Origin of the sequence: Enterococcus sp. AZ084 (assembly GCF_051714905.1) — a bacterium.
Classification (GTDB): domain Bacteria; phylum Bacillota; class Bacilli; order Lactobacillales; family Enterococcaceae; genus Enterococcus_B; species Enterococcus_B pernyi.
On sequence record NZ_JBIOSS010000001.1, the window covers coordinates 439,508 to 462,660 of the forward strand.

Genomic DNA, 23,153 nt, shown 5'->3' on the forward strand with positions numbered 1-23,153 from the left:
GTTAAATCACCTTTCTTTTTCATCGTCCATCGTCTTGTTGAAACCAAGTTAAATAAAACTGGTTAAGTGAATGTACTAAATTCATAAGTTGTTTGGCTGACACGTTCTTGTCCAGGGCGTAGCATAATCGAGCCGAACTCCGGGAAATGAACGATATCTGGTATTTCTTGTGGTTCGATCGCTAAGCCAAAATGAGAATGCATGTTTTGACCGTTGATCTGTAAATCTGCATCGAACCCAGTTGTAGAAAATAATACCATACTTTTGTTCGTAGTTGCTATATTCATTTGGCGACCGGAAGCTTCTTCTGATAAAGTTAAGCTATTTTTGGTGAGTTTAGGCGTATTTAATAAAAAAACGTCATCAAGACCTGAAGGATACTTGGATAAAATCTCCGTCAGTGTATTTGGTTCTTGAAATTTGATGGGTAAGTCCGCTTTGTCTAGTGTTTCCCCTGTAGGTAATTTGTCATGATCCAAAAGTAACAAGCTATCTAATTGAATCTGGAGTTGATGGGAATCAATATCACGTTTTCCATTTCCAGATAGATTGAAATAGGCATGGTTTGTCGGGTTGCAAATCGTTTCTACTACACTGTTGGCTTTAGTGATCATCACTAATCTATTTCCTTCTAATTGATAGGTCACAGTCGCGGTGATTGGTCCAGGATAACCTGAAAATGTATCTTTTAAATAAAAGACGACACCCACTGCTTGAGGGGATTTGAATACTTCTACCTCCCAAAACTGAAAGGACCAGCCGTTTGTTCCGCCGTGGATATGATGGTTGCCATTATTTTTTTCTAGTTGGTGAGATCCCCATTCACCATTTCTGATCCTACCTGCCACTGGACCAACAGTTGCACCGAAAAAACTTTGATCAGATAAAACATCTTGAATATCGTCGTAAGAGAGTAAGATATTTTCCATTTGTCCAAATCTATCTGCTGTGAATATTTGATGCAAGCGAGCGCCATAATTGAGAAGAACGACTTCTAGCTCGTCGTTCTTCAATGTGATTTTTTTTAGATTTGTTTGTTTGATGGGGAGGACGGAGATGCTTGGTTCAGACATCTTTGCGCCAAACGTGTTGTAGATAGTCGAGTGTTAACGAAGACGTATCAGCGACGATCGGAATGTCCTCCCCAAGATCTTCCTTGCGTCCAACTCCTACAGGATAAGCACCACTTGCGATGATCGCTTGGATGCCTGCTTTTGCATCTTCAATACCTAAACAATCAGTCGCCTCTAATCCGATTTCTTTGGCTGCTAATAAAAAGATATCAGGGGCGGGTTTGCCACTTGCTACTTTGCTAGGATCAGCAATCGCATCAAAGTAATCTGTCAGTTGCATTTTATCTAGTAATAATGGTCCGTTTTTACTAGCAGAAGCCAAGGCGATCTTGATGCCAGCTTTCTTTAATTCTGTTAATAAAGGAACAATACCCGGAAATACGTCTGCTGGCGTGATTTCTTGGATCATTTCTAGATAATACTCATTTTTACGTTTAGCTAAAGCAGCGAATTCTTCGTTTGAAAAGTCATTTTCTTTCTTGCCATAAGCAAGAAGCAATGTTAATGAATCTTCTCGGCTAACCCCTTTTAATTGTTCGTTGAAATTTCGGTCGATTGAAATCCCGATTTCTTCACCAAGTTTTTTCCAGGCGCGATAATGGAATTCTGCTGTGTCGGTGATGACACCGTCTAAATCAAATAGGACACCTTTAAACATGTGCATCGTCCTTTCTTAATGGAATCGTCAATTGATCTGTTAGCTCTTGTGTTTGTCCATACACAGTCAATTCCAGTGCCTCACCATTCAGTAATGTAAAGGTGACTTGTTCATCAGAAACAGCGATGAAAATCAAGCGACCGCGGTAATTGATATGGAAAGAATAGGCATTCCATGTGTTTGGTAAAAATGGTGCAAAAGATAATTCGCCATGGGCGGTTTTCATTTGTGCAAAACCTTGAACGATCGCTAACCAACTACCTGTCATTGACGTGATGTGCAAACCATCTTCCGTATCATTGTTATAGTTATCCAAATCTAAGCGAGCAGTACGTTGGTACATTTCGACCGCTTTTTCTTCCAAGCCAAGTTCAGCAGCTAAAATCGCGTGGATACTTGGAGAAAGAGAAGATTCGTGAACGGTCATCGGCTCATAGAAATCAAAGTTCCGTTGTTTTTCCTCTTTTGTAAATTCTTCATTGAAGAAATAGATGCCTTGTAACACATCCGCTTGTTTAATGAAGCAAGAACGCAAGATCTTATCCCAAGACCATTTTTGGTTCAATGGCAATTCGCTAAGTGGTAAATCCGAAACTGGCATCAAATCTTTGTCTAGGAATGTATCATGTTGGACAAAAATTCCTTGTTCCTCGTCGATCGGGTAGTACATGTTTTCGACAATATCTGCCCATTTTGCTAATTCTTCTTCGCTGATTTCAATTGTTGTTTCTTCTTTGAACGCTAAATAATTTTCACGAGTATAACGAAGGACCCAAGCAGCAATCGTGTTCGTGTACCAATTGTTATTGATATTGTTTTCGTATTCATTCGGACCAGTCACGCCGTGGATCATATACTTGTTTTGACGTTTGGAGTAATGGACACGATCCGCCCAGAAACGAGCAATCTCAGCCAATACTTCAAGTCCTTCATTTTTCAGATAAGAGGTATCGCCAGTATAATTTGTATAATTATAGATCGCGTAAGCAATCGCACCGTTACGATGGATCTCTTCAAAGGTGATTTCCCACTCATTGTGGCACTCGACACCTGTAAAGGTCACCATTGGATAAAGCGCCCCTTTCAATCCTTGTTGTTGCGCATTATGGATGGCTTGTGGTAACTGATTGTGACGGTATTTCAATAAATTTTTTGTGACTTCTGGGTCAGCTAATGCCAGATATAATGGCACAGCGTAAGCTTCTGTATCCCAGTACGTCGCACCGCCGTATTTTTCGCCAGTGAAGCCTTTTGGTCCAATGTTCAACCGTTCGTCTTCTCCGTAATAAGTAGAGAACAATTGGAAAAGATTGAAACGGATGCCTTGTTGCGCTTCGTCGTCGCCTTCGATCACTACGTCAGCCAATTCCCAACGTTTTGCCCAAGCGGTTGTTTGTTCTTTTTTGGCTTCATCATGATGAGTAGTTAACTGATCAAATTCATCCACAAGTGTTGCCACTTGTTGTGCTTCAGGGATATCACGACTTGTCAAAATCAAGACTTCTTTATCCACGACCACAGGTTCGTTTTGTGTTAGATCATACGAGAATACACCTTGTAACGCTAATGTTTGTTCTTCAAATATAGGTGTCGCTACTTCTCCGTTGATAAAATGACGCATGCCTGCAGTGACGGTGAATTGCTCAATGTCAAATGCATTAGGAATGGTCTTCGTTGTCAAATAACCGATCGAGTCTTTTGTGCCACGGTCGATTTGATTCCAGAAATGCTCATCGTAGTTACTATCTTCATTTTGGACATTTCCATCCAGTTTCGAAACAAATTTTACAGTGGCAGAGCCGGCGATCAATTCAACGTTTACACGAATATAAGCCGCTTCGCTTTTAACAATACTCAAGAAACGTTCAAATGAGAAGCGAACTTTATTTGTAGCTGTCGTAATTGTAAACTGACGAGACAAGACCCCGTTTTTCATATCTAATTCCCAAGAGAAATCTTCTGGATCTAGTGAAGCTAAGTCAATCAATTGGTCGTTGATGTAAATATCCATTGCAATAAAGTTGACTGCATTGATGACTTTTCCAAAGTATTCAGGATAGCCGTTTTTCCACCAACCCACACGAGTTTTGTCAGGATACCAGATGCCTGCTAAATAAGTGCCTTGGTGATGATCGCCAGAGTACGTTTCTTCGAAGTTTCCACGCATTCCCATGTAGCCGTTTCCAATACTTGTCAATGACTCTTGCAAGCGCAAGTTTTCTTTATCTAATGTTGTCGTGCTGATTTTCCAAGGGTCGATCTGGAATAAGCGTTTGATTTGTTTCATGATTCTCCTCCTAAATGTTTCATTTCTTAGGTTTATAATAAACGCAACCGGTTGCGTCAGTCAATAGTAAACTGATAAATACTCAATCTTTTTTATTGGCGAACACTTCGCAAGGGGATAGAAAGCATCATTGCCTTAGTTTTTCTTTATAGTTCTTATTATATTAGCTGTATCATGCTTTTGGATAAAAAAATAAATAAAATAAAAATAAAGCATTTACAAAAAAAGGAATTACCTCTATAATACGGATTAACGAAACCGATTGCGTAAAGGAGAGATAGAAATTGAAGAAAATGTTTAGTTTTGATTTTTGGCAGAAATTTGGAAAGGCTTTAATGGTCGTTGTAGCAGTTATGCCAGCTGCTGGTTTAATGATCAGTATCGGGAAATCGATCCCATTGATCAACCCGAACATGGCAGCACTTGTCACTACGGGTGGCGTTCTTGAAAGTATTGGTTGGGCAATTATTGGGAACTTGCATTTATTATTTGCATTAGCGATAGGTGGTAGTTGGGCAAAAGAACGAGCAGGTGGTGCATTCGCTGCCGGAATCTCGTTTGTTTTGATCAATCGGATCACAGGAGCGATCTTCGGGGTCACAACAGAGATGTTAGCAAACGAAGACGCCTTCACACATACGTTGTTCGGTACACGAATCATGGTGAAAGGATTCTTTACGAGTGTCTTAGAAGCTCCTGCATTGAACATGGGGGTATTCGTAGGGATCATCGCTGGGTTCGTCGGTGCGATGGCGTATAACAAATACTATAACTACCGTAAATTACCAGATGCACTTTCTTTCTTTAATGGGAAACGATTTGTTCCTTTTGTAGTGATTCTTTGGTCAACGATCGTAGCTCTTATTTTGGCAGCAGTTTGGCCAGCTATTCAAGCAGGAATCAACAACTTTGGTTTATGGATTGCACAATCGCAAGATAGTGCACCAATTTTAGCCCCATTTTTATATGGAACATTAGAACGGTTATTACTACCTTTTGGTTTACACCACATGTTGACGATTCCAATCAACTATACGCAATTAGGTGGAACATATGAGATTTTATCTGGCGCACAAGCCGGTACACAAGTATTTGGTCAAGATCCACTATGGTTAGCTTGGGCAACTGACTTAGTGAACCTGCGAGGTGCAGGAGACATGGCACAATATGAATTCGTCTTGAACAATTGGACACCGGCACGTTTCAAAGTCGGTCAAATGATTGGTTCTTCTGGTATTTTGATGGGGATGGCGCTTGCGATGTATCGCAATGTCGATCCAGACAAAAAAGCAAAATACAAATCCATGTATTTCTCAGCTGCTTTAGCTGTCTTTTTAACAGGGGTAACAGAACCACTAGAATTTATGTTTATGTTTGCGGCAGTTCCACTGTATGCGATCTATGCAGTGATCCAAGGAGCAGCTTTTGCGATGGCGGATATCTTACCGTTACGTGTCCACTCCTTCGGGAATATCGAATTATTGACGCGAACACCATTAGGGATCAAAGCAGGACTTGGCGGCGATTTGATCAACTTCGTCATCTGTGTCATTCTCTTTGGCGTAGTCACTTATTTCTTAGCAAACTTCTTGATCAAGAAATTCAACTTTGCGACACCAGGACGTAACGGGAACTATGACAGTGACAGTGAAGAAACAACCACTGGCACGACAACAGGAGCGGCGGATCAACAAATTATCCAAATCATCCATTTATTAGGTGGAAAAGAAAATATCAAAGACGTGGATGCTTGTATGACGCGTTTACGTGTAACAGTGGCAGATCGAGGTAGAGTTGGTTCAGAAGACGCGTGGAAACGTGCTGGCGCAATGGGCTTGATCGTCAAAGACAATGGTGTCCAAGCAGTTTATGGGCCAAAAGCAGATGTGTTAAAATCAGATATTGAAGATTTGTTGCAATCAGGCGCAGATATTCCTGAACCACAAATCAAAGAAGTCGTGATGGAAAAAGAAACAGCGACAGCAGCATTAGGAATCGAAAAAGAATTGTACGCAGTAGCCAAAGGAGAAGTGATTGCTTTAGCAGCGGTCAATGATCCAGTATTCTCACAAAAAATGATGGGTGACGGTTTTGCAGTCATTCCTGAAACAGATACGATCACTGCTCCAGTAGCGGGTAAAATCGTTAGTGTATTCCCAACGAAACACGCCATCGGGATGGAAACAGCTGAAGGCGCAGAAGTACTGATCCACATGGGAATCGATACTGTCCAAATGGCGCAACCTGCATTTGAAGTATCTGTGAAAGAAGGACAAGAAGTCACACCAGGCATGCCGATTGCACGTATGGATCTTGCAAAAGTCAAAGAACAAGGAAAAGATACAACGATCATGGTTGTTTTCACGGATGATAAAGTGAAAGAAATTGCGATCACTACACTTGGTTCTGTTGAAATGGGTACAGAAATCGGTAAAATCAAGCTATAATAGATAAAAGAAGTGATCAGAGATTGTGACGAAAACGCGAGACGATTGAGGAGAGATTTCTTCAATGATCAGCGCTGACGTAACAGTCTCTGATTTTTATGTAAAAATAGAAAAGAGGTTCTAAAAAAAATGAAAATAATGACGTTGAATACCCATAGTTGGTTGGAAGAAGAACCAGTAACTAAACTACAAGACCTTGCAGACAAGATTTTAACTGAGCGCTATGATGTCATTGCTTTACAAGAGGTCAATCAACTGATTGAAACAAAAATCGTAAATGAACAAGAGCTAGTCGGTTTTTGTCCAGTAACGAATCAGACACCAATCCACAAAGATAATTTCGCTTATTGCTTGATCCAACGACTGGCAGAAGCAGGAGAATCCTATTTTTGGAGTTGGGAAATGAGTCATATTGGTTATGACAAGTATGAAGAAGGAAACGCTATTTTATCAAAGGCTCCTTTGGATAGTCGGGCATACATAGTGTCTGAAACAAAAGAAAAAGAAAACTACCGTACCCGCATGGTCCTTGTTGCCAAAACAGTTATTGACAATCAACCAATCGTTGTCGCAAGCTGTCATTTCTCTTGGTGGTCAGATATAGAAACGGGCTTTGCCTACGAGTGGCAATTCTTACAGAAAGAACTCCTAACTTATCAAATACCTTGCTTGTTGATGGGTGATTTTAATAATCCAGTAGGTGAGGAAGGGTATCACTTAGTGGCAGACAATCAATTGAAGATCAAAGATGCGTATGTTCTAGCAGAAAAAAAATCTGAAGAAGCCACGATCGAGAAAAAAATCGATGGCTGGGAAAACAATACAGAAGCACTGCGAATCGACTATATTTTCGTTCCAACGGAGAGTAAAGTCAGTACGTATACGCGCGTCTTTGATGGGACGAATGGCCCGATCGTGAGCGATCATTTTGGAGTGTCTATAGAAATGGATCTATAAAGTGAGAGTGAAAATAGAAAAAGGCGAATAATAAAAAAGCACATCTTTTAAAAACAGTCAGCTGTTTTAAAAAGATGTGCTTTTATAGCATTGCTGACTATTATTGGTGGTCTAGAAAAACATTTGTAAACCAATATTAGAATAGCCAGATAAAAATTGAGATAAGTAGCCTTGCTTTGCAGTTATACCAAGCTGTTTAGAAGGAATATTGATATAATCGAAGTAACGATATAAAAAGAGCAAGCTAAAATAAATAGGAGTGAAAATCCATGATAAATTATCAGACCAATGCACAGATACATAAAAGTGAACTTGAAAATCTATATGCCAGTGTGGGATGGACTAGTTATACGAATGATTTAGATAGGTTAGAAAAAGCAATCGCTCATTCCTTATCCGTAATAACTGCTTGGCATCAAGATAAATTAGTAGGATTGATCAGAGTGGTTGGTGATGGTCAGACAATTATATATATTCAAGATCTCTTAGTTCATCCTGATTACCAAAATAAAAAGATAGGAACTTATTTACTGGCTGAGATTTTACAGGAATATAAAGACGTAAGACAGAAAATTCTTTTGACTGAAGATGCTCCAGATGTAAGGCACTTTTATGAGGGATTTGGATTTGTTTCTTGCGACAAAGGTAATCTCGTATCGTTTTACAAAGAGTTTTAGTTGTTGAAGATAGGATAATTAAAGTATTTCACTATTTTGATAACGATTTCAAAGAAATGGTTTTAGTGTTTGTCAATGAATACTATGATTAAGGAGAATGAGGTTATGAAACGAAATAAAGCGGAAGTTTTATCAGATAAACAGAATGAACCCACAGAAGAATCAATAAAAATGTTTACTGGTGAGGATGCTTACGAACGATTATCTAAGATAGAAGAGATGTTAAATAATCGTTATGAGGTGAAACGTGAGTTGAGATTTTGGGATAGTTGGCAATTTGGTTATTGGCATAAAAAAAGTGGCTATTTGATATTATTTTTAAAAAGAATGGCTTGATCGTAACAATGACGATAACCGATAAGAAAGTGAGTGAATTGGAACGGCTACAGGCCGAATTACAACCGGAGATCCAAGAAAACTGGAAAAAAAGAAAAAAATTCGGTCCATCTAGTTGGCCCTTGCTATTTGAATTAAAGACAGAAGCAGACATCAACGATTTGATGAAGATTGTGGCGATCAGATAGCTATTTAAAAAATAAAGAAGAAACAAACGTATTTATAAGTAAGCGGCAGAGTAACCATATAGAAAATATGGAGAATATATCTTACGAGGTACTAGAGAATGAAATTTAAAGTTATTAAAATAAAAATTTAAAAGAATGTTCTTTTGATTAATTGTACAATTAATTCAGATAATGCTAAAGTGGGAGTGAAAAGTCATGGAAGCAATCGCATATTCTAATTTCCGACAAAATTTACGTAGTTACATGAAAAAAGTCAATGAAGACGCGGAAACTCTGATTGTAACAAGTAAAGATGTGGAGGACACAGTGGTTGTCTTGTCAAAAAGAGACTATGACTCTATGCAAGAAACATTAAGAACACTTTCTAATAGTTACGTGATGGAAAAAATTCATCGAGGAGATGAACAATTTTCTAGAGTTTCGTTTAAGACACATGATTTAATCGAGGTTGAATCTGATGATTAATGCTTGATCTGATGATTCTTGGGAGGACTATCCTTATTGGTATGAGCAAGGAAACAAAACGAATATAAAAAAATTAATAAGTTAATAAAGGATATCGACCGTTCTCTCTTTGCTGGATTAGGAAAACCTGAACCGCTAAAGTATGATTTATCTGGGAAATAGTCAAGAAGGATTACAGATGAACACAGACTGACATATATAGTTTAGAATGAGACAATCTTTATTTATTCTGCAAAAGATCATTACTAACCAATCGATTGTATGCAGAGAAAGGATGATTTTCATACTTTCAAATTTTAAAACATAAGTGGGGCTGTGACAGTCAATCTGTCACAGCCCCGCTTAGTCGTCAATTTATCATATATGTTTTGAACGTTCTAAAAAAATGATAGTCTAGCTGATTTTCACATTTTTTTCTTTCCTAAAATTAAACTTTTGTGAAAGATAGATGCCTAAAAAGGATAGCCAACCGGCAATAGTCGCAGCAACAACGAAGTAGAAATAGACTGGAAGGTCATAATAGAGAATGATTTCGTTGATGCCATTATGCTGCTTGACGATCGGTGTCCCGATATCGGTCAATTCAATATCCGTTAATTTCTGTCCATTTTGCATCAAGACGGTGCGATCATAAACAATGACTGGTACATGAACAGTTGGTTCACCAGTGTTTTTCCATTTGATGCTCAACCGACCATCAGGATGGGATTTGATAAACGTTGTTTCATTTTCCAAAATTTCTTCATTGTAGCGATCGTATTTATTCGCTGTCGTTTGTTTATAGATCGGCAAATAGTCTGGTGTTGTCTTTTGGAAAACAAATAAACTTTTCGACATATCACGACTATAGAAGGTTTTTCTTGCTTCATCAGGTGTATCGAACAAATACGTATGACGACTGACAAAGGTTTCATCTTCCCATTTATCGAGGTGACGGTATAAGTTTTGGATGGTCTGAACAGAACTGATCAGGATCAGTAAGGTCGCAGCTATCCGTAACCAGGTTTTGTGTTCCCAACGATTGGCGACAATCGCAAAGTAAAGTAAGAAAAGCAAGGTAAATGGGACAAAGAAACGAAACGGAAACTGGATCAAGCTAATAAATGGTACTTCGTTTTCAACTAATGTATTCCAAGGGATCAGGCTGGTTGAAAGTAAGAAGAACACAACACTTGTGCGCAACAAAAGTTTTGGAAACAGTTCTTCTCTTTTTCGGAACAATAAGAAACATAAAAATCCAGCAAATAAAACGACAGGTAAGATTTTCGGATAATTCAACCAGTAACTTCCCTCAAGATTGATTGATTTCTCTGTCATGCGTCGATTGACGAAAGGTGGAAGAATCTCATTACCACTGTAAACCATCGCCATACCTACCCAGATGTTTGCCGTTAGGATAAAGTAAAGCAAAATTGATTTCCCTAATTGTAAAAGAGCTTTTCCCTTGTTGGTTTGTGTGAAGAAATAATACCCATAAAAAGGAATATACATCAATACTAGCATCACAGAAGATAGCAGATGGATCTGCGTCATCAATGCAATCGCTGCAGTTACTTTAAGTACAGGGAATTTTTTATGCACGATGAAATCAACGAGCGGGATCATACATAAAGGATAAAATACTGTTCCCCAGCTCGTAAAACCTTGATTAACAGCCCAATATTGGATCGAATAGGTCGTCATGAACAAGACTGAAACCGGTACACTTACCCATTCGCGTACTTTTACATAACGCAACAAAGTCAACATGGACCAACCTGCGATAAGGAAGAGGATAAAATTCGATAAAATCTGGTAATGATACCAACTTCTAGCAACGAGTACGATCAACCCTTGAAAGTATGAGAATAAGGGACCGTAGATTGCATTGACGATCCGACCGCTTTGTTGAAAGCCATACATCGATGGGAAGTAGTGTAAGTCTCCGTGAATAATTTGTTGGGCTGCATCATAAAAACGATTGTAATGAAATGGCGCATCAGCCCCGATGATCAATTTGTGTGATAATATATTTGGCAATACGAAAATAATTGCGAAAATAAAAATCAAAAAATATGGTCTATATTTTTTCAACTGTTTGGCTCCTTTTCATATAATAACTAAACTTATCATAAAGGTTAATGAAAAGAGAGGCAAGGAATTAGAAAAAATTTGAAAATAACATGAAATTATTTATGTAAATCATAAAGAAATCAATTGGAAAAGTTAAATGACCACATTTATTTACAATAAAATAAAAGGTAGAAACAAAAGCCTCCGTTTATAATGATCAAAAAGCCACTGGTCTTCATCAATTGAAGGAGTGGCTTTTGATTTTATACGAGTGAGGTAGAGTGATTATTTATTGATACGACGGTAGTTTTCGTCGAAGTAACGACCTTCACGAATGTCTTTTGGCATTCCTTCATAAGGTTCTTCGCTAATTACATCTTCATTATCAACACCCGCATCTCCCATATAAGTAATTGTCGCAAATTCTGGAACGACTAGTTTTGGATATGTTTCATATTTTTCACGAGCAGCTTCCATTTCCGCAATATGTTCGTTTTGGAAAGTGACAGTGATCTCTGGATGTTCTTCGACCCATTTAGGGAAGAAAATCGTGCCATGGAGTTTTTTCTCATTTGGCATAAAGTCTAAAGCAACGTCTGTACCAGTTGGTTCAGTCCAAGTGATTTTAAAAACACCATCTGTTAATTTTACAATATCTGCTTCTTGATCTTTGACCCAACGCCCTTTGACCATTCCGCCATGAATACGATAGTCAACGGTGTGGTCATTTTTTGCATACCATTCATATTCCCAACCATTATCATACGTATAGATAAAGTGAGTTCCAATAAAATCTTCTAAGTTTTTGAATTGTTTCATGTAAAACATCTCCCTTTAAATTAAAACATGTAATAATTTACATGTTTTTGATTACGTGATTATGATAAAATGATTTTGAGAGAATGTCAAGGAGGAAATTTTGATGGCTAGAAAAAATACATTACGCTATATATTACTGGGATTACTGAGCAAAAAAAATCAAACAGGGTATGAATTGAATCAAGCATTCAAAAATGAAATCGGTGAATTCTGGCAGGCAAAGCATAGTCAGATCTATCCTGAACTGGCCAAAATGGAAGAACTAGGAATCATCAAACATGAAGTAGGGATCACTGGAGTCAAGCTAGAAAAGAAAATTTATCAGCTGACTGAAGAAGGACGTGTTTTGTTAAACGAATGGATCCATACCTCGCCAAATGAACTTCCAGTCAACCGAGATGAATTTGTCTTGAAACTGTATTTTGTGAAAGATATCAATGATCCAACATGGATTGAAATTCTGGAACAGCAAAAGGAGCTTCATGAAGAAAAAAGACAGCATTTATTCGCCCGACAACGAGTGATTTTCCCGACAGAAAAAGACCAACATGAAAATTATGGCCATTATCTGATCTTGTCTCACGCAATCAATCGAGAAACCGAATATATCAATTGGTTGACACAAGTATTGGAACAAGAAATAAGAAAATAAATGGAAAGTTTATGACAAACAACTTAAAAAGGCGCCATCCACAAAAATTTGAAAAACAATTTTCGTGGATGGCGCCTTATTTCTCGAGGCTGAACACTTCTGTCCAGACCACGTGGGGGCTTTTTTATTTAACTGTAGCAAGTCGGCTACAAGTTCTAATGGAGTAAAAAAATCAACCTGCGATCTTTTCTTATTTTTCCAGTACTTTTTTAGGATCGATCGTCTCATCTGCTGGAAGGATCTTATAAGATAGTTCATCCGTTTCTTCGTCATGAATAATACATAGCTGTTCCAGATCATTGAAGTCGCCAATTAAAAGGAGTGTATAACGTTCATCAATCAATTGGATGTCCTTGATGGACTTTGAGAAAACTTTTCGGACATGGTGCATTTTGTTTAAACGTTCCTGAGCTTTTTCAGCGGCTTTGGTCAACGTGTACCCTTCATCTAAAAATTTTTTGATGATCTCAACTTTGACCACTGTCGGTAATCGGTATTTTCTTGAACAATTCGCGTCAGCAGTAACGGATTGGATAAAGCCTTTTTGTTCCCAGTATCTCAATTGTCGTGGTGAAACTCCGACGATCTCACTCAATTCACTAATGCCTACTAATAAATGGTCATTTTCCAATAATTGTTTAAGTGAAGCTCCCACCATTCGTCACACTCCTTTGTTGGTCGTTCCCTTAATTATACTTTTGTTGACTATCGTGTCAAGTAGGTTGACAAAAGTTGAAAATAGGAATAAAGTATCTTAGTGATTTCAGAAAACATTCAGAAAGAAGGAGAAATATGAGTAAGAATCAACCCGTAGATATTTACGGAAAACCATATAATCGTACACTATTAGTTGTTGTGTTATTGATTGGGACATTTTGTACGGTCTTGAATCAGACCTTATTGACAACTGCTTTTCCAGCATTAATGAAAGCTTTTGATATTTCAGCTTCTGATGTGCAATGGTTGACAACAGGATTTTTACTAGTGAACGGGATCATGATTCCGATTACTGCTTGGTTGATCAATAAATTTAGTTCTAGAAAATTATATCTGTCAGCTATGACGATTTTTTTGATTGGAACGATTACCTGTTTTACTGCTCCTAACTTTAGTACGCTACTGATTGGACGTTTGATCCAAGCGTGTGGTGTAGGGGTATCTATGCCATTATTGCAAAATATCATGCTATCGATCTTCCCACCAGAAAAAAGAGGTTCTGCTATGGGAATGTCTGGGATCGTTATCGGATTAGCCCCAGCATTAGGCCCAACACTATCTGGTTATATCATTGATAACTATCATTGGCGCGATTTATTTGGAATGGTTATTCCAATCGTCGTTCTTGTTTTAGTACTTGCGTTCTTTTTGATGAAGAGTGTGATTCCTTTATCCAATCCAAGTATCGATATTTTCTCTGCCATTCTTTCAACAATTGGATTTGGTAGTTTGCTGTACGGATTTTCAAGCGTAGGAGACGCCGGTTGGGGAAGTACGAAAGTAATCAGCTTCTTGATCGTTGGTGTGATTTTCATCGCCGCATTTGCTTGGCGCCAATTACATTTAGAACATCCATTCTTAGAGTTGCGCGTTTTTAAATCACCAACCTTTACGATTGCAGCGATCCTAGCAGGCGTAACGAATATGGCGATGGTCGGTGCGGAAATGGTCGTGCCATTGTATATTCAAAATATTCGTGGAGAATCGGCATTCCACTCTGGCTTGATGTTGCTTCCTGGTGCATTGATCATGGGTGCCATGATGCCGATCACTGGTGCGATTTTTGATAAACACGGGGCAAAACGTCTTGCGATTGTTGGGATGTTCATCCTAACAGCAGCTACAGCACCTTTTGCCTTCTTGACTGAAACGACACCTGTTTTGTATATCGTCATTCTTTATGCGATCCGAATGTTTGGGATCTCAATGGTCATGATGCCGGTGACAACATCAGGAATGAATGCTTTACCTAACAACTTGATCAGCCACGGAACAGCGGTGAACAATACCTTCCGCCAAATCGCAAGTTCGATCGGAACTGCGATTTTGATCAGTGTGTTGACGAATGTTACGAAAGACAATCTACCAACGGATGCTGTGTTGAAAAGTACACCTTTAGCCTATAAAGATCAAGCAATCAACGCGACTTTATCTGGTTACCATGCGGCCTTCTTTGTCGCAATCATATTCGGCTTGATTGGTTTTGCGATTGCTTTCTTCTTAAAAAGAAAAGAACCAGTAGTGGTGGAAGTGGGGGATAACGCATGATTATTTTCGTATTGATTGCCAGTGTCATTGCTTTTGCTTTGACGAATGTTTTTGCCAAAAAAATGTGGCAAACACTTCTTTCACTCGTCTTTGGCTTACTGTTTGTTCTCTCGTTAGGACTGATCGTAGGAAATATCACTAATCATTTTGGTATGGAAGAAGTGACAGAAACAAAAACGACTCCGCTCGTTTCCAGTGCGGATCAGTCAGATGTAAATATGTTGCTTTATCAGTCACTAGGAGATGGGACAGAAAAAGTCTACTTATATCGAACAGATGACAAGCAAAAAGAACCAAAAGCAACTGGCACAAAAAATGAAACAAATAAGGTCGAGCAAACGGACGGCAAAGCAGAAAAAGTCAGTCAAACAACTTATTGGGTTTATAAAAATGACCAATACAAATTCTGGTTCAACTTAGCGGATAATAACCATGAATATGAACGCCGGGTCAATACGTTCAAACTTCCGAATGATTGGATTGAATTAAGTACTGACCAAGCTTCTGAGTTGGCAAAACGTGTCGAAGAACAAAAAAGCACGATGGAAGCCGAAGCACAAAAATTTGTCAAAGAAGGCTTGATGAAGGCTATTGCCCAAAATCCAGCGATGTCTCAAGAAGAACAACAACAAGTATCAAAAGACTTAGCGACAGCTTATCAAAAACAAGCATTGGCAAAATTAATCGCAGAAGTGAAGAAGTAAATAGTTTAATAATATGATAAAAATAGTGGATGAAGTATTCGACAACATACTGTATCCACTATTTTTTTACGTAAGTAGGAATGAAGAAAAATTAGATTTTTACGTATTTAAAGAGTAGAGGATAGCAAGTTCGTTAGCAACAAATTTAATTATCCTATGCCAAATTACTACAAGTGATAAAAATAGACCATTTCTTGTGCCTATTCAAAGCGATAAGTTCAAGCTAGATAAAGTGAAGAGAAGCAAAGTAAATACGCTTCAAGTATTCTCTCTTGACTATACCGAAAAAGCTAAACGAAAGGTTAAATATATAGACACTATAGAGGAAGAAGCTTTTTTTGATATTGCACAAAGATTTCTTAAAAATTTTTCTTTTCCTATCTAGAGATCAGGTGGTTGAAAATCAATTTATCTTAGGAAGAAATAATTGAATTGATAAGTAGATATACAGGCCCTTTTTGAAACCGCGAGCTACATAGTACGAACAAAAGAATAAAGCAAAAACACAGTTGGTTTTGACAAGTAATATCAAAACCAACTGTGTTTTTTTTCTATTATATTTTACTATTCTGCTCTTAAAGCAATCGCTGCATCTTTCTTCGCTGCCATACGAGCTGGGATGTGTCCGCCTAACATCGTTAAGATCGTTGATACAACAATCAAAATCAAAGCGTGTACAGGATTTAGTTGAGCAACATTTTCTAAATCAGTCATATTGTACAAGAGACTATTGATTGGGAAAGTCGCTAACCAAGCAATCAAGACCCCTAGTAAACCAGAAGAAATCCCTAAGATACAAGTCTCTGCGTCGAATACCCGTGTGATATCTTTCTTACGCGCACCTAATGCTTTCAAGACACCGATTTCCTTCGTCCGCTCGATCACAGAAGTATAAGTGATGATGCTGATCATGATCATACTTGTTACAAGTGAAATACCAGCAAAAGCAATCAGGACATACGTGATGGCATCCATCAATCCACCAGTCAATTCGGTCATTGTTCCAGCTAAATCAGAATAGATGATTTTATCTTCATCTGATTTTCCTTTGTTGAATTCATCTAAATAGTTTAGAATTTCTTCTTTATCGCCAAAATTATTTGGATAGATCATGATGCTTGAAGGTAAGCTGTCTCCACCTAAATAGCTGATCAATGTTTGTTTTGCTGAGTCATCTACTTTTTCGGTCGTCAATACGTTCATATCGCTGTCTTTTTGCGCTTGAACGATTTCAGAATTTTTGTTTTCATTGACGATTTCTGTTGTCAATTGGTCGCTGTAAGCAATACCCGGAGATAACAGATTCATCGTAGAAGAAGATTTGACCCGTAGAATACCAGAAATCTTAACTTCTCTGGAGGCATCTTCGTACATCGCTTGGTAATCCGTATTAGGAATGAAGTTTCCTGTCGGTAATTTTGTATAGTACGTATCATTGTTCACTAATTTGAAAGTTGTTCCGACGATCTTGTCAAAATCAAGCGTTTCGCCGTCTTTCACATCAAAGCCTAAATTTTTCAACGCATTGATGTTGGTATTGTTATTACCATCCACAATCAATACGACATCATTTGCAGAGGTCGGATAACTACCAGAAAGCAATGAGTAATTTGATTCTAAGAAATTGTCTTTTTGGTCGTCTAGTTGTGTTGGGAAACTAGAAACACCTACGCCAGTCATGGAAGACATCGCACTTGAGAAGGACAGTGATTCAGAATCTGGGTTTTGATTCGAAAAGCTAACAGGCTGTACTTCGCCGTCAACATCTCTTAATAAATTGATACCAGTCGTGCGGGTAAAACCAATATTATTACTTAAATCAGGGTCGATACTCGTTACATAATCAACATATTCTTGGTCGATATTATTTGTATGTTGTGCACGGTCTTCATCGCTGATTTTTGCGGTAACAGTTTTTGTATCTGGATATTCGGCTGTGTTGGAACTCAAGCCATCCGATTCAGAAGGAGGACTAGTGGTGACTCTGGAAATCGTAATTGGAAAACGAGCCATCGTTTCTGACTGTGTTTGATCAATTTGTTTTTGGAATCCTGTAGATAGGGCTAATACGATCGCAATCCCAATAATCCCGATACTTGAAGCAAAGGAAGTCAAAAATGTCCGGCCTTTTTTTGTGCGAATATTATTGAAAGATAATTTTAATGCGGTCCAAAAGCTCATCTTTGTCCGACGTAGATTAAATTGATCATCTTTTGGACGTTCGATATGTGGATTAGAATCAGAAACGATTTTTCCATCTGAGAACTCAATGATCCGATCGGCATATTCATGTGCCAACTCAGGGTTATGTGTGACCATGATCACTAGTTTCTCATTGGATAGTTCTTCAATCAACTTCATGATTTGGACACTTGTTTCTGTGTCTAAAGCACCGGTTGGCTCATCACATAAAAGGATGTCAGGGTCATTGGCTAAAGCACGTGCAATTGCGACACGTTGCATTTGTCCACCAGATAATTGATTGGGTTTTTTGTGCATGTGGTCGGTCAATCCAACACGATGCAATGATTCCTCCGCTTTTTTCCGTTTTTCATCTTTAGAGACACCACTTAATGTCATGCCAAGTTCAACATTTTCAATGATTCCTAAATGCCCGATCAAGTTATAGCTTTGGAAAACAAAACCGATGGAATTATTACGATAAGCATCCCAATCGCTGTCTTTAAAATCTTTTGTGGACTTCCCGTTGATGACCATATCGCCAGAGTCATAATTATCCAAGCCGCCGATCACGTTCAACATGGTTGTTTTACCAGATCCACTTGGGCCTAAAATGGCTACAAATTCTTTTTTTCTAAAAGCGACGGATACGCCGTCTAATGCTTTTGTCGTTGTTTCACCAACTTTATAATATTTCTTTATCTCTTTTAATTGTAACATTGTCACCCTTCTTTCCGTTTGAAATATTCGTTATACTAATAAGTATAACAGAACAACGAACGTAGTATAATGAATGAATGTTAACTGAATATGAACAATCAGAAAAAAAACTGAAATTTTTCAAATAATTACATGAGGAGAAATGATGAATCGAATATTACTAGTAGAAGATGATGAGCGTTTGCAACAACTTTATCAATCCGTTTTAGAACGCGCTGGTTTTTTGGTTTTCGCAGTCGCAAATGGGACCGAAGCTTTGAAGCAATTAGAGAGTACTCAAGTGGATGTGATCATCACAGATATTATGATGCCTGAGATGGATGGGTATGAACTGTTGGAAACTTTACGAAGCAGTCGCGTAGAAACACCTGTGTTGATCATCACAGCGAAAGCAGATTTTGAAGATAAAAAGAAGGGATTTCAACTGGGAACGGATGACTATATGACGAAACCAGTAGATGTCAATGAAATGGTGTTGCGGGTAGAGGCCTTGTTACGGCGAGCGAAAATCAATCATAGCCACCAATTGAACATCGGACAAACTAGCTTGAACCAAGAAACGTATGAAGTGATCAAGCAGGATCAAGCCATCTTACTTCCACAAAAAGAATTTCAATTATTGTACAAACTACTTTCTTATCCAAATAAGATTTTTACACGACAACAATTAATGGATGATATATGGGGGTTGGATACCAATACGGAAGAACGGACGATCGATGTGCACATCAAACGATTACGCACGCGTTTTATTGAAAATGATGATTTTCAGATCATAACAGTTCGCGGCTTAGGCTATAAGGCGGTGATTTGATGCGTAAAAAAATCTTTTCACAATTATGGATTTATTTCGCCTGCATTGTGTTTATTTCCATTTTAGTTACTTTGTTGTGTTTCTTAGGTTTTATTTTCTTACTGTCACACAAAACAGTCCCTGCTTCAGAGCAACAAGCGACATGGTTTCCTTTAGTCGTTTTTGCAGGATTTAGTATGATGGTGGGCACAGGGATCTCGATCTTTGTCGGTCGGCGGATCTTGCTGCCGATCAGTGATTTACGAACCAATATGAGCAAAGTAGCAACTGGCGATTTTTCGATTCGGATGGATGAGCAACAAAAAGTCGAAGAGGTGCAGCAACTATATAAAGATTTCAACGTGATGGTCCAAGAATTGAGTAGTATCGAAACGTTACGAAATGACTTTGTTTCCAATGTTTCTCATGAATTTAAGACGCCTCTTGCCACGATCCAAGGATACGTCCAGTTATTGCAGGCGCCTAACATTTCAGAAGAAGAAAAGCAGGTTTTCTTGCAACGGATCATTGAGAGCATCACTCAGCTATCGCAATTGACAGAGAACACACTGAAATTGAATAAATTAGAAAATCAGCGAATCAAATTAGAAAAGCGCCCTTTTCGTTTAGATGAACAGATTCGTGAAGTGATTGTTTTTTTACAACCTAAATGGGAGCAAGAACACCTTCAACTGGAGATCGATCTGGAAAGTGTCAACTTTGTCGGTAATGAAGAATTTCTATATCAAGTCTGGCTGAATCTCATGGACAATGCCATCAAGTACAATCAACCACAAGGGAAAATCAAGATTCGCCTAACACAAAATGCCACTCAAGTAATCGTTGAAGTGACAGATTCTGGCGTGGGAATGGATCAAGAAACACAAGCACGACTCTTTGAGAAATTTTATCAAGGGGAATCCAGTCGTCAATTTTCTGGGAACGGGCTGGGCTTATCACTAGTCAAAAAAATCGTTGAATTGCATCATGGAAAAATCAGTTATAACAGTATCCCAAAAGTAGGTACGACCGTCATCATTCAATTAGACAAAGAAAACACGCAACCAAATTCTCCGATGGAATAAGATCCAGAGAAGTGAACAGTTAATGATCTACAGGAGCAATAAACCAACAAAAACAAAGAAAAAAACGCCACTTCTGATTTAATCGTTCTAAGGTGTATTTTTCAAGTAATATATACTTGGAAAAGTGTACGAAGACAAGTCGTACATAAGTGAGCATTCGTATATTTTTCTAATAACCGTTATTGGAGGAATGATAGGAATTGAAAAAAAAAGTCGGTTTATTGCTCGGACTTTTGACGTTAAGTATTGGACTGAGCGGAGCCAATCCCATAGTCATTGCAGAGGAAACAACTCATTCTCATGATACTCCCGTGGCATTATTGAAACAGGATTCGGTCTTAAGCACACTTGTGGCAAGTTCAAGTGCAGAGGATGAAAAACAAACCGATCGTGGTATCGGTTATTATTGGAAATGCCATACATGCGGGTATAATAGTGAGTGGCATCTATTTGCTAGTACAGCTGTTTCTGCTGCCAATAAACATGCACAGCAATACAATCATGTCACCTCTGTTTATCCAAATTAGCAACTGACTATTTTAGAATGGAGTGTAGCAAAAGATGAATGAAACGTGGTTGAGTAGGAATAAAAAAGAATTGATCCGTTTCTCTCTTGCCGTTTTTCTAGGTTTTACGCTAAGTTTTATCGTGTTTGCTTTGTTGTAGGTAAGAGGATAATAAGAAAGTATTCAAAAGGAACAAAGACCAGAAATCATTACGGTCTTTGTTCCTTTTTTGTAAGCTGAATTTTAATGATAATTAGCGTTGTTTTCGCGAATATTGAAGTAATTAGTGGGTATGATTGTGAATTTCACTTGCAAACAATATTATACGTGATATAATATTGGCAAATATAAAATATTGTAAACTATAAAGAAGGTGAAGTAATGCATATCCAAGTCCCAACAGTTTTACTCGATGGTACGGTTTTAGCAGCTTTAAGCAGAGAAGACATGTACGGTTACGCATTAACGAAGATCGTCCAAGAAAGTTTATCTGTCAGTGAATCAACGATGTATCCTGTTTTACGCAGATTAAAAAAAGAAGAATACTTAGAAACATACGACGAACCATTCGAAGGTAGAAATCGCCGATATTACCGCTTAACTCCGAAAGGACGTCAACATTTAGAAGAAATCATTGATAAATGGATCGTGTTTCGAGATTCCTTAAACCGATTACTGGAGGAGAATACGAATGAATGAATATTTAGATGATGTGTTGGATGAACTTCAAGAAATACCTGAAGATGATCGCTTTGATATTATTCAGTATTACGAAGAATACTTCTTGGATTCTGGCAAAACAGTAGAAGAAGTCGTGGATGAATATGGCTCACCAAAGCAATTTGCCCTGAAACTGAAAATCAATTATTACTCGGAACAAGACGACGATGAATCAGAATATAGCCAAAGTCCTAAACGGAAAATTCGTTTGATTTGGATGATCGTCATTGGGTTGTGTGCATCACCTTTATTGATTCCTTTAGCATTAGCGTTTATTCTAGCGATTTTTGGTATTCTGATTGGCTTAATTGGCGTAATCATTGGAATCTATGTCGTATGTATCAGTATTTTAGGAGTAGGTTTATTTTCGATCATTTCAGGTGTTGCTGTCTTGCAACAATCGATTGCTAGTGGGCTGTTCTTTGTAGGACTAGGGTTACTTGCCACAGGAGGTGCTGTCTTCTTTGCACCATTACTGTTAAAAGGAACTAAATGGTTATTCCAAATGATGATGAACTTTGTCAAGTGGGTAGGACGCCGGTTTATTACGAAACGAGCGATCCATACGACGAATAGTGGGGTGTAAAAAATGAAATTAAAATATATCTTGGGGATAGGTTTAGGACTGATGATCATCGGTGGCTTGACGGCAGGATTAAGTTATGCCTCTGGTGCCCAAACGAGTCTGACGTGGGAAGGTGGACCAAGGATCATAGAAATGACTCGCGAAACAAAAGATTTTTCGTCTGAAAAAATCGAAAAAATCGTTGTCCGAGCAGATCATCAAAATATCGTGATCCAACGAGGCGTGAACTTTGGGGTTGAAGCGTCTTATGATAAAACGCAAAAACCAAAAATCAATCTGGAAGATCACACATTGGATATTTCAGCTGATGGTCAAACACCGGCAGTGATGATCAATATGACAGACACACGTTCGATGTTGAAGATCACGATCCCTAAAACCATTTCCTTAAAAGAATTAGTGATTGAAGGGAAAAACAATGAATTGTTTTTAGATGAATTCAGTAGTAAGAAAATCAACTTGAATTTAGCAAATACTTGGACGTCGATCAATGAAGTAAGTGGGGAACTTCTTACTGTTGAAAATCAAATGGGCTCACTAGATTTACAGGAGTTTTCGATAGATAAAGTCAAATTGGCTGCAAGTGATGCTAGTATTCTTTTTAACGACAATGAAAAGTCAATCAAAGGCGAAATCACACTTCAAAATAGTAGTATTGAGTTCTATGAGCATCAACAGCAAGGATTAGCTGTGACACTAGAAGGGGATTCTTACATCAACAAAAATTATGAAACATTGACAACAAAGACTTATAATCAAGGGAATAAAGACCTTAAAGTGACGGGGCATAATAGTCAAGTGAATTTGACAAGTGAAGATGACGAAGAGTCTCCGATGGATGATGAAGACTATGAAGAAGTCTATGATTGATCGTTGAACTGTCAAGACTATCTTTTCCGAAATAACGAATAAATAGTTGAAGAAGCGTATAATTCTTTATGGAATAAGGAATTATACGCTTTTTTATTTATTTTACATGAAA

23 protein-coding genes and 1 pseudogene are annotated in these 23,153 nt (G+C 38.1%); 17 read left to right on the forward strand and 7 right to left on the reverse strand.

Annotated elements, in window-relative coordinates:
- Window positions 1-62: 62 nt before the first annotated feature.
- Genes IGI79_RS02090 through IGI79_RS02100 form a run of 3 tightly spaced genes read right to left on the reverse strand, consistent with a single transcriptional unit; the run spans window position 63 to window position 4,018 of the window.
- A complete protein-coding gene (locus tag IGI79_RS02090; protein WP_438845662.1) occupies window positions 63-1,073 on the reverse strand; it encodes an aldose epimerase family protein in 1,011 nt (336 codons plus the stop codon).
- Window positions 1,066-1,731 (reverse strand): beta-phosphoglucomutase, encoded by a 666-nt coding sequence (gene pgmB / locus IGI79_RS02095; RefSeq protein WP_019722730.1) that lies wholly within the window; start codon window positions 1,729-1,731, stop codon window positions 1,066-1,068. The genes IGI79_RS02090 and pgmB overlap by 8 nt, the downstream gene beginning before the upstream one ends.
- The gene (locus IGI79_RS02100; protein WP_438845663.1) at window positions 1,724-4,018 is read right to left on the reverse strand and encodes a glycoside hydrolase family 65 protein; all 2,295 of its coding nucleotides are present in this window, start codon (window positions 4,016-4,018) and stop codon (window positions 1,724-1,726) included. Before IGI79_RS02100 ends, pgmB begins: the two co-directional genes overlap by 8 nt.
- 284 nt (window positions 4,019-4,302) lie before the next feature.
- Between IGI79_RS02100 and IGI79_RS02105 the strand changes: the two genes are divergently transcribed.
- From IGI79_RS02105 to IGI79_RS02135, 7 genes and pseudogenes are all read left to right on the forward strand, one after another.
- Entirely contained in the window at window positions 4,303-6,465 is a 2,163-nt protein-coding gene (locus IGI79_RS02105; RefSeq protein ID WP_071866599.1) for a PTS transporter subunit IIBC, read from the forward strand.
- Window positions 6,466-6,594: 129 nt separating this feature from the next.
- Window positions 6,595-7,422 carry an endonuclease/exonuclease/phosphatase family protein gene (locus tag IGI79_RS02110; RefSeq protein ID WP_438845664.1) on the forward strand — a complete coding sequence of 276 codons (828 nt, stop codon included), beginning with the start codon at window positions 6,595-6,597 and terminating at the stop codon, window positions 7,420-7,422.
- 269 nt (window positions 7,423-7,691) lie between these two features.
- Window positions 7,692-8,099 carry a GNAT family N-acetyltransferase gene (locus IGI79_RS02115; RefSeq protein ID WP_019723813.1) on the forward strand — a complete coding sequence of 136 codons (408 nt, stop codon included), beginning with the start codon at window positions 7,692-7,694 and terminating at the stop codon, window positions 8,097-8,099.
- 105 nt (window positions 8,100-8,204) lie between these two features.
- Window positions 8,205-8,435 (forward strand): hypothetical protein, encoded by a 231-nt coding sequence (locus tag IGI79_RS02120; protein ID WP_438845665.1) that lies wholly within the window; start codon window positions 8,205-8,207, stop codon window positions 8,433-8,435.
- 8 nt (window positions 8,436-8,443) lie between these two features.
- Window positions 8,444-8,623: a hypothetical protein gene (locus IGI79_RS02125; protein ID WP_438845666.1), complete on the forward strand. Its 180-nt coding sequence runs from the start codon at window positions 8,444-8,446 to the stop codon at window positions 8,621-8,623.
- A 195-nt stretch (window positions 8,624-8,818) separates the two neighbouring features.
- A complete protein-coding gene (locus IGI79_RS02130; RefSeq protein ID WP_438845667.1) occupies window positions 8,819-9,088 on the forward strand; it encodes a type II toxin-antitoxin system Phd/YefM family antitoxin in 270 nt (89 codons plus the stop codon).
- Window positions 9,089-9,095: 7 nt separating this feature from the next.
- Window positions 9,096-9,295 (forward strand): annotated as a pseudogene (locus IGI79_RS02135) (Txe/YoeB family addiction module toxin); the annotation flags it as partial.
- 186 nt (window positions 9,296-9,481) lie between these two features.
- Here the strand turns inward: IGI79_RS02135 and IGI79_RS02140 are convergent.
- Complete coding sequence (locus IGI79_RS02140; RefSeq protein WP_019723809.1) at window positions 9,482-11,161, reverse strand: hypothetical protein; 1,680 nt, start codon at window positions 11,159-11,161, stop codon at window positions 9,482-9,484.
- Between the two features lie 264 nt (window positions 11,162-11,425).
- Complete coding sequence (locus IGI79_RS02145) at window positions 11,426-11,959, reverse strand: phenolic acid decarboxylase (RefSeq protein ID WP_023519065.1); 534 nt, start codon at window positions 11,957-11,959, stop codon at window positions 11,426-11,428.
- Between the two features lie 103 nt (window positions 11,960-12,062).
- On the opposite strand from IGI79_RS02145, the gene IGI79_RS02150 reads away from it, so the two are divergent.
- Window positions 12,063-12,611, forward strand: coding sequence for a PadR family transcriptional regulator (locus IGI79_RS02150; RefSeq protein ID WP_438845668.1), 549 nt, complete (start codon window positions 12,063-12,065; stop codon window positions 12,609-12,611).
- A gap of 190 nt (window positions 12,612-12,801) precedes the next feature.
- Here IGI79_RS02150 and IGI79_RS02155 read toward each other — a convergent pair whose 3' ends face one another.
- On the reverse strand, window positions 12,802-13,269 hold the full coding sequence (locus IGI79_RS02155) for a MerR family transcriptional regulator (RefSeq protein ID WP_010736380.1): 468 nt from the start codon (window positions 13,267-13,269) through the stop codon (window positions 12,802-12,804).
- Window positions 13,270-13,403: 134 nt separating this feature from the next.
- On the opposite strand from IGI79_RS02155, the gene IGI79_RS02160 reads away from it, so the two are divergent.
- From IGI79_RS02160 to IGI79_RS02170, 3 genes are all read left to right on the forward strand, one after another.
- A complete protein-coding gene (locus tag IGI79_RS02160; RefSeq protein WP_019723916.1) occupies window positions 13,404-14,876 on the forward strand; it encodes an MDR family MFS transporter in 1,473 nt (490 codons plus the stop codon).
- Window positions 14,873-15,580: a DUF4811 domain-containing protein gene (locus tag IGI79_RS02165; protein ID WP_410301053.1), complete on the forward strand. Its 708-nt coding sequence runs from the start codon at window positions 14,873-14,875 to the stop codon at window positions 15,578-15,580. Before IGI79_RS02160 ends, IGI79_RS02165 begins: the two co-directional genes overlap by 4 nt.
- 151 nt (window positions 15,581-15,731) lie before the next feature.
- Window positions 15,732-15,965, forward strand: a complete 234-nt coding sequence (locus tag IGI79_RS02170) for a type II toxin-antitoxin system PemK/MazF family toxin (RefSeq protein WP_438846061.1) — start codon at window positions 15,732-15,734, stop codon at window positions 15,963-15,965.
- Between the two features lie 179 nt (window positions 15,966-16,144).
- Here the strand turns inward: IGI79_RS02170 and IGI79_RS02175 are convergent, their stop codons facing one another.
- Window positions 16,145-18,481, reverse strand: a complete 2,337-nt coding sequence (locus IGI79_RS02175) for an ABC transporter ATP-binding protein/permease (RefSeq protein WP_019723919.1) — start codon at window positions 18,479-18,481, stop codon at window positions 16,145-16,147.
- Window positions 18,482-18,626: 145 nt separating this feature from the next.
- Here IGI79_RS02175 and IGI79_RS02180 point away from each other — a divergent pair, with 145 nt between their 5' ends.
- The 6 genes from IGI79_RS02180 to IGI79_RS02205 all read left to right on the forward strand — a co-directional run bounded on the left by IGI79_RS02180 (window position 18,627) and on the right by IGI79_RS02205 (window position 23,041).
- Entirely contained in the window at window positions 18,627-19,295 is a 669-nt protein-coding gene (locus IGI79_RS02180) for a response regulator transcription factor (protein WP_065095705.1), read from the forward strand.
- Window positions 19,295-20,359 carry a HAMP domain-containing sensor histidine kinase gene (locus IGI79_RS02185; protein ID WP_019722998.1) on the forward strand — a complete coding sequence of 355 codons (1,065 nt, stop codon included), beginning with the start codon at window positions 19,295-19,297 and terminating at the stop codon, window positions 20,357-20,359. The genes IGI79_RS02180 and IGI79_RS02185 overlap by 1 nt, the downstream gene beginning before the upstream one ends.
- Before the next feature lie 200 nt (window positions 20,360-20,559).
- Window positions 20,560-20,886 (forward strand): hypothetical protein, encoded by a 327-nt coding sequence (locus IGI79_RS02190; protein ID WP_438845669.1) that lies wholly within the window; start codon window positions 20,560-20,562, stop codon window positions 20,884-20,886.
- Between the two features lie 360 nt (window positions 20,887-21,246).
- Window positions 21,247-21,564 carry a PadR family transcriptional regulator gene (locus IGI79_RS02195; protein WP_010736371.1) on the forward strand — a complete coding sequence of 106 codons (318 nt, stop codon included), beginning with the start codon at window positions 21,247-21,249 and terminating at the stop codon, window positions 21,562-21,564.
- A complete protein-coding gene (locus IGI79_RS02200; protein ID WP_019722995.1) occupies window positions 21,557-22,171 on the forward strand; it encodes a DUF1700 domain-containing protein in 615 nt (204 codons plus the stop codon). The genes IGI79_RS02195 and IGI79_RS02200 overlap by 8 nt, the downstream gene beginning before the upstream one ends.
- A 3-nt stretch (window positions 22,172-22,174) precedes the next feature.
- Window positions 22,175-23,041, forward strand: coding sequence for a DUF4097 family beta strand repeat-containing protein (locus IGI79_RS02205; protein WP_438845670.1), 867 nt, complete (start codon window positions 22,175-22,177; stop codon window positions 23,039-23,041).
- The last annotated feature ends 112 nt before the right edge of the window (window positions 23,042-23,153 follow it).

Excerpts from the sequence above, each read along its gene's own strand:
- IGI79_RS02090 (WP_438845662.1), bottom strand. The coding sequence starts at position 1,073 with ATGTCTGAACCAAGCATCTCCGTCCTCCCCATCAAACAAACAAATCTA.
- pgmB (WP_019722730.1), bottom strand. The coding sequence starts at position 1,731 with ATGTTTAAAGGTGTCCTATTTGATTTAGACGGTGTCATCACCGACACA.
- IGI79_RS02100 (WP_438845663.1), bottom strand. The coding sequence starts at position 4,018 with ATGAAACAAATCAAACGCTTATTCCAGATCGACCCTTGGAAAATCAGC.
- IGI79_RS02110 (WP_438845664.1), top strand. The coding sequence starts at position 6,595 with ATGAAAATAATGACGTTGAATACCCATAGTTGGTTGGAAGAAGAACCA.
- IGI79_RS02115 (WP_019723813.1), top strand. The coding sequence starts at position 7,692 with ATGATAAATTATCAGACCAATGCACAGATACATAAAAGTGAACTTGAA.
- IGI79_RS02120 (WP_438845665.1), top strand. The coding sequence starts at position 8,205 with ATGAAACGAAATAAAGCGGAAGTTTTATCAGATAAACAGAATGAACCC.
- IGI79_RS02125 (WP_438845666.1), top strand. The coding sequence starts at position 8,444 with ATGACGATAACCGATAAGAAAGTGAGTGAATTGGAACGGCTACAGGCC.
- IGI79_RS02130 (WP_438845667.1), top strand. The coding sequence starts at position 8,819 with ATGGAAGCAATCGCATATTCTAATTTCCGACAAAATTTACGTAGTTAC.
- IGI79_RS02145 (WP_023519065.1), bottom strand. The coding sequence starts at position 11,959 with ATGAAACAATTCAAAAACTTAGAAGATTTTATTGGAACTCACTTTATC.
- IGI79_RS02150 (WP_438845668.1), top strand. The coding sequence starts at position 12,063 with ATGGCTAGAAAAAATACATTACGCTATATATTACTGGGATTACTGAGC.
- IGI79_RS02155 (WP_010736380.1), bottom strand. The coding sequence starts at position 13,269 with ATGGTGGGAGCTTCACTTAAACAATTATTGGAAAATGACCATTTATTA.
- IGI79_RS02160 (WP_019723916.1), top strand. The coding sequence starts at position 13,404 with ATGAGTAAGAATCAACCCGTAGATATTTACGGAAAACCATATAATCGT.
- IGI79_RS02165 (WP_410301053.1), top strand. The coding sequence starts at position 14,873 with ATGATTATTTTCGTATTGATTGCCAGTGTCATTGCTTTTGCTTTGACG.
- IGI79_RS02175 (WP_019723919.1), bottom strand. The coding sequence starts at position 18,481 with ATGTTACAATTAAAAGAGATAAAGAAATATTATAAAGTTGGTGAAACA.
- IGI79_RS02180 (WP_065095705.1), top strand. The coding sequence starts at position 18,627 with ATGAATCGAATATTACTAGTAGAAGATGATGAGCGTTTGCAACAACTT.
- IGI79_RS02185 (WP_019722998.1), top strand. The coding sequence starts at position 19,295 with ATGCGTAAAAAAATCTTTTCACAATTATGGATTTATTTCGCCTGCATT.
- IGI79_RS02195 (WP_010736371.1), top strand. The coding sequence starts at position 21,247 with ATGCATATCCAAGTCCCAACAGTTTTACTCGATGGTACGGTTTTAGCA.
- IGI79_RS02200 (WP_019722995.1), top strand. The coding sequence starts at position 21,557 with ATGAATGAATATTTAGATGATGTGTTGGATGAACTTCAAGAAATACCT.
- IGI79_RS02205 (WP_438845670.1), top strand. The coding sequence starts at position 22,175 with ATGAAATTAAAATATATCTTGGGGATAGGTTTAGGACTGATGATCATC.